Here is a 13,957-nt window from a genome sequence, read left to right as displayed (position 1 = left end):
AATTCTGCCTCTAATCCCATCCAGCCCTTCAATCACTCCACCTTGCAAGGAGATGTTCCATCTTACATGTTCAACATCCGAGCCAGAATGAGCACCATCTACTCACGAATTCTCTTGTTTAACATCTTGCTCGTGATCATCCTTTCATTAGCCCCTCAGCTCATTTATATTCATTATTTCTCCACCGCCTATAATCAAGAAATCAATAGACAGAGTACCCAAGATGTCAACAAACTGAAATATGCCGTAGATGAAACGATTCTGGATCGCGTCATTCGCTTGGTGAATATTTATTTCTCCGATATTCCAAGTAATGAAGTGCTGGCGTATCCGCTTACGCACGATATCAGCGGCAACGGCTACAAGATTGCTGAAGTTAGCAACTTTTTGACAGATATCCCCTACAAGTTGAACTTCTTGCAATCCGTTGAAGTGTGGTATACGGCGGGGAACGTGTACATTAATGATAAATATAGTTCGTATCTGGATTCGGCAGGCTCCCTCAAAAGCTTGGATGAAGCATGGATTAATGTCCTACGTACTATGACGACCCCGAATCGGTGGTTGCCTCCTCGTGTAACCACACCATCCAATGCGTCGGTAATCACCTATCTTTCAAATATTCCGCTGATCGATAGCCTTGCGAATCGGCAAGCGGTCGTCGCCATTAATATCAAAGAAAGCGCGATACATAATCTAATTCAATCCTCTCCGACAGATGGCGAGGTCTTGTTTGTTGTAGATGAAACAGGAAAAGTGCTTGTCCATAGCGACAACCAGTGGGTAGGACAAGATTTCAGCCAGAAGGACTACATCACAACGCTCCTGCAACATCCAGAATCGGGTACGTTTGAAGCATCCGTCGACGGTGTTCAAAGTGTCGTATCCTACGCTAAATCCAAGTATAACAACTGGCAATATGTCTCTGTCATTTCAATTGATACCCTGTACCAAAAATCGAAGCAGCTCAAGCATTATTTACTGATCACCACTATCCTTCTACTCACGGTAAGCTTACTTTTCTCCATATATATGACCCATTGGGCAAATAAACCGCTGCGCAGCATCATTCAAACGATTCGCAATCTGGGAAGCTCAGATGGCCAAGAGAAGCATGCGAAGAACGAATATGCGATGCTCCACCAGGTGATCGATCGTGTCTCCCATACCATCACCGATTTGAATCATCAAATGGAGACGAATAAGCCGATTATTCGCGATAAGTTTATCATGCGGCTGCTGCAAGGCGACCTCGATCAAACCGATCCGCAAGTAGCGAATATGGAGAAGATGCTCCAGTTGCATTTTGACCGAGAGAAGACGGCTTGTATGGCGCTCAAGGTTTTTGGCACTGAGGGGATTGGCCTGAAGAACGAGATGATGATCCAGTACAGCATGCTGCAGCATGTGGAAGAGCTTGGTGATTACTGGCTCTGTTCGACCATGGATAACGAAGGCCATATTATTGTGATCCTCAATTATTCGAACGCTTTGGATAAGGAGAAAATTCACAGCAGCATCCGCCAACAGATGAAAGGGAAATTTGTCCTCGGATTCGGTAATGAATACGATCACGCCTACACGAATATCGCACAATCCTATACAGAAGCATGCGAGTGCTTGAATTACGCCTTCATCATGCCAACGGAGTCATGTATTGCGTATGAAGATCTGGCAATTGCGCAACGCAAAGAGCACGGCAGTGGCCTGCAAATTATCGAGCAGCTATCAGTCGCCGTACGCAATAGGAATCAGGAGATGGTATTCTCTATCCTAGAAATATTGCGGAAAGCACTTGTTTCGGGCAGGTATCATATTGATTATTGCCGTAATACGGTATTTGATGCGATTTCGATCATCCGGACAACTGCCATTTCGATGGATATCGATCTAGAGCGATTCCTTGGTTATGACATTCGGGATTATGGCCGGAAGATGGACAATGTTGCTGATTTAACGGACTGGCTCACCGGTGTATCTGTACAAATTATGGAGTACCACACCACCAATGTGACCGACGATGACCCAGGTACCGCACTAGAACGTCAGATCCTTGCCTACATTGAGCAAAATATCTACAACGAAATCTCCCTATCGTCCTTAAGCGAGGGCATTCATATGAACTCCAGCTATGTGAGTCGGATTTACAAATCGGTTATGGGATCGAATTTCTCCGAGCATTTAGCTGGGATCAAAATGAAACACGCCGAAAGCCTCCTCAGAGAAACGGACTTATCGATAAAAGAGATTGCAGCGAAGCTCGGCTATACGAGCCCTCGTTATTTTGCGAATGTGTTCAAAGAGAACTTCGGATGTACACCCAAGAGCTATCGAGATAGCCTCGAAAGCTAGTCCTCCCCACGAGAGCTGCGATGCACTATGCATGGCAGTTTTTTCTTTCCCACCAAAGCAAAAAAACAACACAGGTAAAAATATCTGTCATGCAACCGCATAACCAGAGCCTTCATTCATGATTCTCATCAAGACGTAAAAAAAACAACACGCCAGTAAAGTTATTGGGCGTTGTCGATCTCCCCACATAGGCCGTACGATAAGGGCATCAAATCGCACATCTCACACAAGATTTTGGAACAGGAGGCATGGCATGGAGAGTAACGCAATCATCGCTGCACGAGAAGTGAAGGAGCGCGTACAGCCGCAGATCACGAAAGAACGTGCAATCAAGCTGTATTGGAAACAAAAATATTTTTTCTTCATGTTAATACCCGTCATCGCCTACTACCTCATCTTCCACTACGCCCCCTTATATGGGATTGTCATTGCCTTTCAGAATTACTATCCACTAAAGGGCGTTGCAGGCAGTGAATGGGTAGGGCTAGATCATTTTAAGGAGCTATTCACGGGTCTGTATTTCTTACCGGTACTGAAGAATACCCTTATCATCTCCACGTATAAATTGATTTTTGGCTTTCCGGCGCCGATCATTCTCTGTCTCATTCTGAATGAGGTTCGCCTTGTGTTTTTTAAGAAAGCAGTTCAGACCATCACCTATTTACCACATTTCATTTCCTGGGTAATTCTCGGCGGTATCGTGATTGAATTTCTGTCACCAACACGAGGTTTGATCAATGCAATCATCATGGAATTTGGCCATAAACCGATCCTCTTCGTGACGAGTGAGACCTACTTTCGGTCCATCCTAGTCCTCTCCTCCATATGGAAGGAAGTCGGTTGGTCGACGATCATCTACCTAGCAGCGATTACAAGTGTGGATCCTGAGCTGTATGATGCAGCGGATATGGATGGGGCGGGGCGTCTTCGGAAAATATGGAACATCACGATGCCATCCATCATGCCAGTCGTGACGATCATGTTCATTTTTGCTGTAGGCGGCATCATTAATGATGATTTTGATCAAATTTACAACTTGCTCAATGCCTCTGTCCTCTCGGTTGGTGATGTTATTTCCACCTATACGTATCAAATCGGGCTTGTGAAAGGCGATTACAGTTTCGCAACGACTGTCGGTTTGTTCAAAAATATCATTGCCTTTGTCTTAATTCTTCTCACCAATTATGTAGCCAAGAAAACGAATGACTATTCCCTATGGTAGGTGATTTCCGAAATGGCAGCACAACGTAAGAAAAAGAAACGAACCCTTGAGGATATCTTCGTAGATACGATTGTCTATACAACCCTCATCTTGCTAAGTGTGCTTACGATTATTCCCTTCATGCAGGTGGTTACGGTGTCGATGAGTCCGCCAGAAGTCGTGAGCAGCTACGGCATTCATTTGATTCCGCTGAAATTCGATTGGGATGGTTATCGCAAAATTCTAGCGTATCAGCAAATCTGGACCGGGTACCAGAATACAATCGTTCGCGTCATTCTAGGTATTGTCGTCTCCATGACCTTAATGATTTTAGCAGCCTATCCCTTGTCCAAAAAGAATTTGGTGCATCGCAAGTTTTGGACGATTTTTATGGTGTTTACGATGTTTTTCAGCGGGGGCTTGATCCCGACATACTTGATTGTCAAAGGCGTCGGTCTCTATAACAGCGTATGGGCGCTTGTGCTGCCTGTCGCAATCAATACCTTTACCATGCTGATTATCCGCAATTACTTTATGTCCCTCCCGGAGGAGATTCAAGAGTCAGCACGTATTGATGGGGCGAATGAGTTCGTTATTTTAACGCGCATCATATTGCCGATTTCCATCCCAATCCTTGCTACAGTGGGTCTTTGGACGATGGTCTACCATTGGAATGAATGGTTTAACGCCATGATTTATCTCAAGGATTCGAAGAAGGCGGTCCTGCAGCTTGTGTTGCGCAAGATCATGTTTGAAGGCTCAGAGCCACAAGCAGTGGAGGCAGCGAATACAATTTACGCCAACACCGACACGATGAAAATGGCTGCACTCATGGTATCCCTGATTCCTCTGCTTGTTGTTTACCCGTTCCTGCAAAAATATTTCGTCAAAGGCGTCATGATTGGCTCATTAAAAGGTTAATCCCAGCCCCCTCACAGGGGATGGTTCACTAACATACATGTCTAGGAGGGTCTAAAAATGAAGCGAAAAGCAATTCGTCATGTAGGCAGCTGGGTGAGCGCAGCTTTGTTAGCAGGGAGTTTGGCTGCATGCAGCAGCGGCACAGAGAGCAGTACGACAAATACCCCAGCACCAGCAGCTACAGGTACTACGGCAACAGCAGTAGCTAAGAATGACACACCAGTCACAATTGAATGGGCAGGCTATAACATCAACGATGTAGCACCAGATGCGAACTCAGAGATCCTACAGGAAGTGTCCAAGCGCTTTAATGCCAAAATCAATGTCTGGACAGCGGATTCGCAGAAATACAGTGAAGTGTTTAACGTCCGCATGGCATCGGGAGAAATACCAGATATTTTGAGGCTGAAAGGCTTTGAATTATCCAAGCTCGTGGACAGCGGAGTAGCAGCGGAAATTCCGGTGGATACGATCAAGCAGAAAGCACCTAATTACTACAAATTAATCATGGACAATGACACCTCAGGATCGGCCTTCCGTTCCAGCATGTACAAAGGCAAAAACTACGGATTGTCCGCTTTCCAATTAGACGGCACCTATCCAACCAGCCTTGTATGGCGCACGGATTGGCTCAAGAATGTTGGCATCACCAAAGTACCTGAAACGTTAGCTGAGTTTGAGGATGCGATTTATAAGTTTACGAACAATGATCCTGATAAAAATGGCAAAAAAGACACGTACGGCCTCTCTAGTACAGCGATGCAAACGGTTCTTGGTGCTTTCGGACCGATCCCGACGGATGTTATCAAAGGCACAACACCTTACTCAGCCCTTTGGTACACCGTGAAGGATAACAAAGTGACGATGGATGCAATTCAGCCGGAAATGAAAGAAGGCCTCAAGCTGCTGGCCAAATGGTACAAAGACGGCGTCATCGATCCAGAGTTCGTTACGGGTGAGAACAAAGGCGGTTATTGGGCGACTTCCCATGCCTTCATTAACAACCGTGTCGGTGTAACGGGCAACGTGATGTATTATCATTGGACACCGCCGCTTACAGAGGGAGATAAAGGTGGAGCTGTGTATCAAGAGTTCATCAAAGTGAAACCAGATGCGAAATACGAAGAAACTTGGTCACTCGGCAAAGCTATTAAAGGTCCTGATGGCAAAGCCTATGGCGCAAACATTTGGGGCTATAATAACGAAACACTGGTGATTACCAAGAATGCAACGAAAGATCCGAGAAAGCTGGATACGATTTTGAAAATGCTAGATACACTGGTCACCGACAAGGACTATTACATGCTGGCTAACTACGGTGTCAAAGACAATGATTATGTCATTAACGCAGACGGTTCTGTCGCTTCCAAGCTCAAAAACCCAACTGAAACAGCGCAACGCGGTGTCTCGACTTTCGGCATGTATACCAACAATCCGGATGTGGTGAAGCAGATATTCAAGGCGAAATATGTCGTTGCGGATAAAGTGAAAGGAACGGGTACGCCTCCGTCGTACTTACCAAGCGTAGAGGCTTCCGGCAAGTACACAGCTGATTTACAGAAGCTGACGACGGAAAACTACATCAAAATTATTACAGGCGAGCAAACCGTTGATTCTTTTGATGACTATGTCAAAAAGGCAAGATCTGCCGGCGCAAACGAGATTGAGAAGCAGTACACGGAAGTCATTAAATAGTTTGAAAATAAATCCATTTCATTAAAATCGAAGACTGTCACATTCGTAGCCAAACTGCAAATGAGGCAGTCTTTTCTTTACCCCAACAAGGAGGAGCATAGTGACATGAAGCTGACAGATTTCATTACCATTTCCGATGTGGAAACTCATATTTTAGGCAAAAGCATGGTGGGACGCATCTTCCCAGCACGCGATGATCGCAAGGCTTGGGCCAACTTACCCACGGACTTACAGCAAGCTTGGCTGACGCAAGCAGAGTCCTACCTTGGATATGAATGGCCATCTTTGCGTGCAACCGCATTTATGGCCTATTTCGAAGAGGGAAGCCGTAAGCCGTACGATTCCGTTGAAACAGAAAGACGAAGTGCGCTTTGCACACTCCTGATCGCAGAATGCATCGAAGCGAAGGGCCGCTTCCTTCGAGAGATCACGAACGTCATTTGGCTCTTCTGTGAGCAGACGACGTGGTGCGCTCCGGCCCATCATTATTTATCCCTTCAGCCAGGGGAGGTGCTTTCGGATATAAGTGAACCCTTGTTTGACCTGACGGCGGGAGAAACCGCAGCGCTACTCGCGTGGACGTCGCATTTGCTGAAAGCCCCGTTAGATGCGCTTTCTCCCCTTATTCGCGCGCGCATCCAAGTGGAGCTGGATCGCCGCATAATTGCCCCATACACCGATCGGAATGATTTCTGGTGGATGGGCTTTGGCGAACGAGAAGTTAACAACTGGAACCCATGGTGCAATGCGAATATGTTGACTGTCTTACTACTGATGGATATGGAGCCAGAACGGAAATCAATGCTTTTTGACAAGGTGCTGCGCAGCTTGGATCGGTACTTAGAGGTGCAATTCGAAGATGGCGGCTGCGATGAAGGTTCAACATACTGGGCAAGAGCGGCTGGCATGCTATTGGTCAATCTGGAGTTATTGTACCGTTCTTCGGACGGTGCGCTGTCGGTTTACGATCAACCTTTGATTAAAAAGCTTGGGCAATTCGTCTACAACATGAACATTGACGGTCATTACTATGTAAACTTTGCGGATGGCTCCGCGATTGCTTCACAGGACTACAGCATGATCCACTTGTATGGCTCGCGAATCCAGGATGATCAGCTGCGGGCATTGGGGCAGATTGGCTTCCGCACCTATCAAGTATCTGATCGCAGAGGAAAGGGGATTTCCTTTTTCCAAGAAATGATCAGCTTGCATAGCTTCGCAAGTATTCATAAGGAAGCAGCGCTAGCGTCACCACTTGTTCAAGACGTATGGCTGCCGAACCTGCAAGTGATGGCTGCAAGAGAATCGGAAGGCTCATCGCAAGGCCTGTTTGTTGCAATCAAAGGCGGTCACAATGACGAAAGCCATAATCATAATGACATCGGTCATTTCGTTGTTTATGTACATGGAAAGCCGTTCTTGATTGATATCGGGGTGGAAACCTATACACAGAAGACATTCAGTCCTCAGAGATATGAGATTTGGACAATGCAGTCTGGCTATCACAGTGTTCCGGTTATTAACGGTTTTGAGCAAAAGGAGGGCCGTTCCTTCCGCGCGGAGGGCATAGATTATGAGAACAGCGGGGACACTGTTCGTTTCGGTTTAGAGCTAGTCAGTGCCTATCCAGTTGAAGCGGGTGTGCAGAGTTGGCATCGCAGCTTGACGCTTCAGAGGGGTCAGTTCCCTTCTATAGAACTACGGGAATCGTGCTTGCTTTTCGAGCCTACCGAACAAGTGCTGCTTCATATGATGTCCAGCCAACTTCCCCAACTTCAAGATCAGGGACGTATCCGTTTGCAGGATAGCGATCAGAATCAGCTTTTGCTTCAATATGATCACGAACAGTGGGAGGCTGCTTTTGAACACATCTCCGTTACAGACGAAAGCTTAGCACGTGTATGGGGAGACAGCCTGTATCGCATCCAATTTAAGCTTCGCAAGGCTGTACAACAAGGCTATTGGGTGTTTCGAATGACGGAGCAGTAGGAGGGAGATTATGAAGCCTATCATGATCATCTTATTTCTGTTTATCTTTGTGGCTACAGGTTGCTCTGAATGGCAAAACCATTCGTTAGCAGGTCCCTCTTACGCCACTGTCGCTTATATCAATGATGTACCGATAGATGAGCGCGAGTTTCAACTGTTCTTGAATGATGTGAAGGCTCAGACTGCGGGTCACTTCAAGAAAAACTATAATGCGGATGACTCTGCCTCTTTCTGGACAACGAGCTTTCAGGGGGAAGTACCGATCGAGAAAGCCAGGCAACTGGCACTAGAGCGATTGAAAGAGGTCAAAGTTCAACAACTTTTAGCCCAGGAATACGGCCTAGTGAATGATCTTAGCTATACAACTTTTCTCGAGAATTGGGCTATGGAAAATCAGCGTAGGGAAAAAGCTATTAAGAATAACCAAGTTATCTATGGTCCTAAGCAGTATGACGAGCGCGGTTATTACACCTATGTCTTTTCCAATTTGGTATTGAAAGTGCAAGCGGTATTTCAAGAAGGGACAGCATCGAAGGGAGGTGACACCGCCAGTAATGGCTTAACGGATGATCAAAAGCAACGCACGCTGGACGCTAGTTACGCAGAGAAAGTGAAGCAATTGATGGATGCAGCGCAAGTGAAGCTTGTGGACCACATTTATCATGAAATGATGCTGCAATAAGCCGTCTTTTTAGGTTCACACATGTAAGCACTTATATTCCAAGATAGAGGAGAATGATTAATGAGAATATCAAAGGCATTTCGATTGTGCCTATCGGTCGGCCTAATTTTTACACTCCTATTGACGGTTGTAGTATCCATGCCAGCATTAACGACCACAACGTATGCGAACAATACGACCTACTATGTGGATTCGGCTGGAGGCAGTGATAGTAACAATGGGTTGAGCACGGGGGCAGCATGGCAAACGTTAACCAAAGTCAATAGCACGACCTTTTTGCCTGGGGATAAAATCCTTTTCAAATCTGGCTCCGTCTGGACCGGGCAATTGCACCCGCTAGGGTCTGGAGCTTCGGGGTCCCCCATCATCATTGATAAATACGGCACAGGCAATAAGCCGATTATTAATGGGAATGGACTAACTGGAGGAACGGTATATTTTTACAATCAGCAATATTGGGAATTGAATAACTTGGAGGTAACGAATACATCCGCTTCAGCAGATGACCGTTACGGTGTCAAAGTTGAAGCACACGATGTAGGAACTTACAACCATTTCTACATTCGAAATATGTATATCCACGATGTCACCGGAACGAATACCGATGCGTTGAAAGTAACCGGTGGTATCTATGTGCTCGTATCAGGAACCGCGGTAAGAACCAAATGGAACGACGTTCTGATCGATGGCAATACGATTGAGCGCACGGATCGGACGGGAATAAGCAATGGCAGCTCATGGGGTAACAATGACGGGGCAGGCAACTTCGAGCCCTACACGAATCTTGTCATCAGCAACAATACGTTGAATGATATCGGCGGAGATGGGATCGTCATGCGGGCTTCCATCAATGGTTTGATTCAATATAACGTTGTAAACAAAGCCCATGCACGGGATACCAATTTCGACGTTGCCATTTGGGCGATTAACAGCACCAGTCCTGTTATGCAATATAACGAAGCCTACAATACCAAAACAACGAATGACGGCCAAGGCTTTGACTGCGACTTTAACTTGAGTGGTTGTACGGTTCAGTACAATTATAGTCATGATAATGAAGGTGGCTTCTTGCTCGTGATGGGAAATGGGACGATTCGTAACGACAATATGATCGTTCGCTATAATATTTCGCAGAATGACCGCGCGCGTATTCTCCAATTCAATAGCGGCTATACGCCGTTGAATAGCCAAATTTATAATAATACCTTCTATATTGGCTCGGGTTTAAGCACGAGCATTACAACGGGGCTTGCCGGAAGCAATCCGATCTATTTCAAGAATAACATTGTCTACAACGCAGGTAGCGGCGGCTATTCCGTCAAAGCGAATGACGTGTATGATTACAATGTTTTCTATGGTAACCACCCGGCAAGTGAGCCAAGTGATGCTCATAAATTAACGACAGATCCGCTCCTCGCAGGGGCAGGCAGTGGTGGTATCGGTTTAAGCACGGTGAATGGCTATAAGCTGGGAACAGGTTCGCCTGCCTTGTCCTCTGGGGTCCTAATCAGCAGCAATGGAGGCAAAGATTACTGGGGCAACTCCGTCTCGTCTTCGACTTCTCCGAATCGCGGCGCCTATAATGGTGCTGGTATTGTCCTAACGGCTCCGAATACGTGGATTGCCGTGGATGACGCGAATGTGAGAGATGGCACCTACTCTACAACGAACCAAGCAGGAACAACGGCCGTTACGGTTGATACGAAGAACGACTTGACTAGCTACAAACGGGATGGTTATTTTAAATTTGATTTTAATAGTTATAGCGGTACAGTCTCTAACGCAACGATCACACTGAAGCCAATCACAGCTGCAATGAGCGGCATCCAGAACGAGGTGGCACTCGTTAGCGACAACACATGGACAGAAGGTGCCATCACTTGGGATACGAAGCCTTCTTCCAGCACCGTGTTAGGTACGTATACGATCGTTGCTGGTACGCCGATTACCATTAATGTAACTTCTCAGGTACAAGCGGCGATGTCTGCTGGCAAAAAGCTCTCCATCCGCGTATACAGCACGTCAGCAGTAAATTCAAATGGGAATGTCTCTTTTGCATCAAGTGAGAGCATCACCAGCACGGATCGACCTAAGTTAACGATAACACCATAATCGCATAAGGGCTGAGTGCTTGGAACCATGTCGACAGGAAGTGACGCGGTGTCCAGTGCTCAGCTTTTACCTTTTTTAGACTCGCCGACCCTGTTTCAATAGGTGTTTGATCTCATTGGCTATGAGGCTTACGCCCCTGTCTATGCGATCTTCTGATACGCGTGTGATGCTCAGATTCATGAGCGGAAGCGGTTCAAAACTGGGCAAGTAATTAGGAGTAAGGTTTTGAATCAATACCTGCTTCTTATGCAATCTTTCCAACAAAACCTTAATCGGCAAATGAGGAGGGAGCACGATATGCGTGTGTACACCAGATTGGCTTGGGGAAGCCACAATATAGCTATCCTCATTATAGGAATGCAGAGATCGATGCAACTGTTCTAACCTTTTCGAATAGGCATCCCTGATAGCATGTTTACGCCGTTCAAACATGCCGCTTTGAATATAAATTTCCAAGGCTGCTTGCGAAAGCATGGGACTGTCAATGTCGGCTACCTTTTTATATGTACGGAATACATCACTCAGAGCTTGCGGGAGAACGGCAACTCCGACCCTTAACCCGGGAAACAGGATTTTAGCATAGCTTTTTAAATAAATGACATGAGAAGAATCATAGGTGTAGATCGGATCTGATTTCGAATCAAGCTCCAGATCTGCCAAATAATCATCTTCAACAATATACACATCGTATCGTTTGGCCAGCTTGGCAATTGCTTTCTTCGTGGGCTCAGAGTAGGAGCACCCAAGCGGGTTATGGAAACGGGGCATCGTATAGAATAACTTTATATCCTCCGTACGGAAGAGATGTTCTAAGTGATTTAAGTCGATATCACCCTGAGGTGACCGATGAATTCCGTGTACTGGTAGCTGATAGCTTTCGACTAATTGGATAAATAAGTGATAGCTAGGCTGCTCCATGAGAATTCCGCGCTTTTTGTTCGGAAAAGGCATCAATGCCAAGATGGCGAGGGCCTGTTGCACACCGGAAGTGATATGAATGTGTTCGGGCTTCGTGAATACCTGGTAGTTAGCCAAATGCTTACATAGAAGCCGTAACAACGAGGGCAAGCCTTGTGGTGTCCCGTAAATAAACAATTCATTTTTGTACATGTCAAAAGCTTTATCCACACAATGTTTAAAGTCCAAGTAAGGAAACAGCTCGGGATCTGGTGCAGCAGAGGAGAAGTCTAAGACCCTATTTTCAGGTAGCTGCAGACTTGCTCCTCGTTGTTGAACTGCGTAATAGCCGCTTTGTGGGATCGAATAAATGAGATGGCGACTTTCCAGAAGGGTAAAAGCACGAATCACCGTGCTCTTGTTGCAAGCATACTGAAGGGAGAGGTCTCTAATAGAAGGAAGCTTCTGTCCAGCTTTAAATTGCCCCTGTTCGAGTTGCTGTTCAATGTCATTCACAATAAGCAAATATTTATACATGAGCGTTGGATCTCCGATCTTCATCTTAGAATTGTACCGGTACAGTTGCCGTGTAAAAGGATTGTTGCGCATGGCTTACGGACTTATGCTGATATCAGAGAATGTTTCAGTCAGCTATAAGACTAAACCTATTCTATTTTGATAAGGAGTTGGAGAGATGAAATCCCATAACGGTTTAAAACTTGCTTATTTACTAGCTGTTCTCAATGCAGTCATCATCGGTATCTCTTTTTTGTTTGCCAAAATAGCGCTGGACTACGCGCAACCCCTCGATACACTGATGTACCGATTTGCCGTATCGTTTCTTGGAATATCGCTACCAGTTGCTTTGGGAATCGTAAAATTGCGTTATCGCGGCAAGCCTATTGGCAAAGCACTTTTACTCTCATCTATGTATCCATTGGGCTTCTTCACCTTACAAGCGTATGGCTTACAGCATGCAACGGCCGCTGAGGCGGGAATCCTCTACGCATTTACACCTATCGTCACTATGTTGTGCGCATCGATCTTTTTGAAAGAATCCACGAATAAGGCTCAGAAGCTCGCTATATTTTGCTCTGTGTTCGGTGTTGTATTTATCTTTCTAATGAAGGGAGCTGAGTTAGACATCTCTAATATTACAGGAATCTCCTTGTTAATTCTCACTAGTATTTCATTTGCGGGATACAGCGTAATGGCACGCTCCTTATCCAAACAATTTAGTCCATCTGAAATCAGTTACTTGATGCTGAGCACAGGATTTGTAGTGTTTCTGATCTCCTCTTTGCTTACACATAGGAAGTTAGGATCTTTCGAGAGTTTATTAACGCCTATGTCTCATCCACTCTTTATCGTGTCTATTCTATTCTTGGGCTTGGTGTCTTCTCTGGTAACGGCTCTGGCGTCGACGTATGTCTTGTCCAAAATCGAAGCTTCCCAAATGAGCGTCTTCACGAATCTTTCCACACTGGTTACAATTGCCGCGGGCGCGTTATTCCTGCGAGAGGAAGTAACCCGTTATCATGTTATTGGTTCCGTATTCATCATTGTTGGCGTACTCGGTACCCAATACTATAGTGGACGTACCAGGGAAGTTCGCAAGTTGAAGAGATCTGTTTAATTACAAAACTTCCGAAGCTATAACTGGTGGCGGCTGATGCGATTAAACAATTTTGTGATTGGAAAAATTAAACATTGCCATGTGTTTGCCATCCATGCTATATTATCACTTCGGCCGCAAGACAGACAGGCTGGCAACGAAAAAGAATTAAAAAAGAATTTCAAAAAAAGCTTGCAAATAAAAAATGAAAATGGTATATTACTTTTCGCTGCTTCGGTAGCACGGCAGTGAACGAAAGAAATTGATCTTTGAAAACTGAACAACGAGTGAGTAAGCACAGTCGAGTAATCGACTATAAAAGAGATTGCAAAAATCTCGCTAGCTTCAAATGAGCAATTAAGCTTTCAGATATACGGACGAGCAATCGTCCAAACTATTATGGAGAGTTTGATCCTGGCTCAGGACGAACGCTGGCGGCGTGCCTAATACATGCAAGTCGAGCGGGTTTATCCTTCGGGATAAGCTAGCGGCG

General features: G+C 45.6%; 10 protein-coding genes and 1 rRNA gene. 10 read left to right on the top strand and 1 reads right to left on the bottom strand.

Annotated features, from left to right (window positions below):
* Positions 1 to 66 precede the first annotated feature (66 nt).
* The 7 genes from L6I86_RS22105 (at position 67) to L6I86_RS22075 (ending at position 10,952) form a co-directional block, all read left to right on the top strand.
* Positions 67 to 2,352, top strand: coding sequence for a helix-turn-helix domain-containing protein (locus L6I86_RS22105; protein ID WP_236290573.1), 2,286 nt, complete (start codon positions 67 to 69; stop codon positions 2,350 to 2,352).
* A gap of 253 nt (positions 2,353 to 2,605) precedes the next feature.
* Positions 2,606 to 3,574 (top strand): ABC transporter permease, encoded by a 969-nt coding sequence (locus tag L6I86_RS22100; RefSeq protein ID WP_236290571.1) that lies wholly within the window; start codon positions 2,606 to 2,608, stop codon positions 3,572 to 3,574.
* 12 nt (positions 3,575 to 3,586) lie between these two features.
* Entirely contained in the window at positions 3,587 to 4,474 is an 888-nt protein-coding gene (locus L6I86_RS22095) for a carbohydrate ABC transporter permease (protein WP_236290569.1), read from the top strand.
* A gap of 57 nt (positions 4,475 to 4,531) precedes the next feature.
* Positions 4,532 to 6,169 (top strand): type 2 periplasmic-binding domain-containing protein, encoded by a 1,638-nt coding sequence (locus L6I86_RS22090; protein ID WP_236290567.1) that lies wholly within the window; start codon positions 4,532 to 4,534, stop codon positions 6,167 to 6,169.
* 105 nt (positions 6,170 to 6,274) lie between these two features.
* Positions 6,275 to 8,158, top strand: a complete 1,884-nt coding sequence (locus L6I86_RS22085; RefSeq protein WP_236290566.1) for a heparinase II/III domain-containing protein — start codon at positions 6,275 to 6,277, stop codon at positions 8,156 to 8,158.
* 10 nt (positions 8,159 to 8,168) lie between these two features.
* Positions 8,169 to 8,840 (top strand): hypothetical protein, encoded by a 672-nt coding sequence (locus L6I86_RS22080; protein ID WP_236290564.1) that lies wholly within the window; start codon positions 8,169 to 8,171, stop codon positions 8,838 to 8,840.
* A 60-nt stretch (positions 8,841 to 8,900) separates the two neighbouring features.
* Positions 8,901 to 10,952: a CBM96 family carbohydrate-binding protein gene (locus L6I86_RS22075; RefSeq protein WP_236290562.1), complete on the top strand. Its 2,052-nt coding sequence runs from the start codon at positions 8,901 to 8,903 to the stop codon at positions 10,950 to 10,952.
* A 75-nt stretch (positions 10,953 to 11,027) separates the two neighbouring features.
* Here the strand turns inward: L6I86_RS22075 and L6I86_RS22070 are convergent, their stop codons facing one another.
* Positions 11,028 to 12,386, bottom strand: coding sequence for an aminotransferase-like domain-containing protein (locus L6I86_RS22070; protein ID WP_236290560.1), 1,359 nt, complete (start codon positions 12,384 to 12,386; stop codon positions 11,028 to 11,030).
* A gap of 157 nt (positions 12,387 to 12,543) precedes the next feature.
* Between L6I86_RS22070 and L6I86_RS22065 the strand changes: the two genes are divergently transcribed.
* The 3 genes from L6I86_RS22065 to L6I86_RS22055 all read left to right on the top strand — a co-directional run.
* Positions 12,544 to 13,485, top strand: coding sequence for a DMT family transporter (locus tag L6I86_RS22065; RefSeq protein WP_236290558.1), 942 nt, complete (start codon positions 12,544 to 12,546; stop codon positions 13,483 to 13,485).
* 36 nt (positions 13,486 to 13,521) lie between these two features.
* Positions 13,522 to 13,716, top strand: coding sequence for a hypothetical protein (locus tag L6I86_RS22060; protein WP_236290556.1), 195 nt, complete (start codon positions 13,522 to 13,524; stop codon positions 13,714 to 13,716).
* Between the two features lie 144 nt (positions 13,717 to 13,860).
* Positions 13,861 to 13,957 (top strand): 16S ribosomal RNA (locus tag L6I86_RS22055); the annotation flags it as partial.

The organism is Paenibacillus allorhizoplanae (genome assembly GCF_927798215.1).
In the GTDB taxonomy this organism is placed as follows: domain Bacteria; phylum Bacillota; class Bacilli; order Paenibacillales; family NBRC-103111; genus Paenibacillus_E; species Paenibacillus_E allorhizoplanae.
Note: the sequence above shows the minus strand (reverse complement) of the source record. Positions and strands in the feature narration are given on the sequence as shown.

Coding starts and splice junctions, on each gene's coding strand:
- L6I86_RS22090 (WP_236290567.1), top strand. CDS start 4,532: ATGAAGCGAAAAGCAATTCGTCATGTAGGCAGCTGGGTGAGCGCAGCT.
- L6I86_RS22085 (WP_236290566.1), top strand. CDS start 6,275: ATGAAGCTGACAGATTTCATTACCATTTCCGATGTGGAAACTCATATT.
- L6I86_RS22070 (WP_236290560.1), bottom strand. CDS start 12,386: ATGTATAAATATTTGCTTATTGTGAATGACATTGAACAGCAACTCGAA.
- L6I86_RS22080 (WP_236290564.1), top strand. CDS start 8,169: ATGAAGCCTATCATGATCATCTTATTTCTGTTTATCTTTGTGGCTACA.
- L6I86_RS22100 (WP_236290571.1), top strand. CDS start 2,606: ATGGAGAGTAACGCAATCATCGCTGCACGAGAAGTGAAGGAGCGCGTA.
- L6I86_RS22105 (WP_236290573.1), top strand. CDS start 67: ATGTTCAACATCCGAGCCAGAATGAGCACCATCTACTCACGAATTCTC.
- L6I86_RS22060 (WP_236290556.1), top strand. CDS start 13,522: ATGCGATTAAACAATTTTGTGATTGGAAAAATTAAACATTGCCATGTG.
- L6I86_RS22075 (WP_236290562.1), top strand. CDS start 8,901: ATGAGAATATCAAAGGCATTTCGATTGTGCCTATCGGTCGGCCTAATT.
- L6I86_RS22095 (WP_236290569.1), top strand. CDS start 3,587: ATGGCAGCACAACGTAAGAAAAAGAAACGAACCCTTGAGGATATCTTC.
- L6I86_RS22065 (WP_236290558.1), top strand. CDS start 12,544: ATGAAATCCCATAACGGTTTAAAACTTGCTTATTTACTAGCTGTTCTC.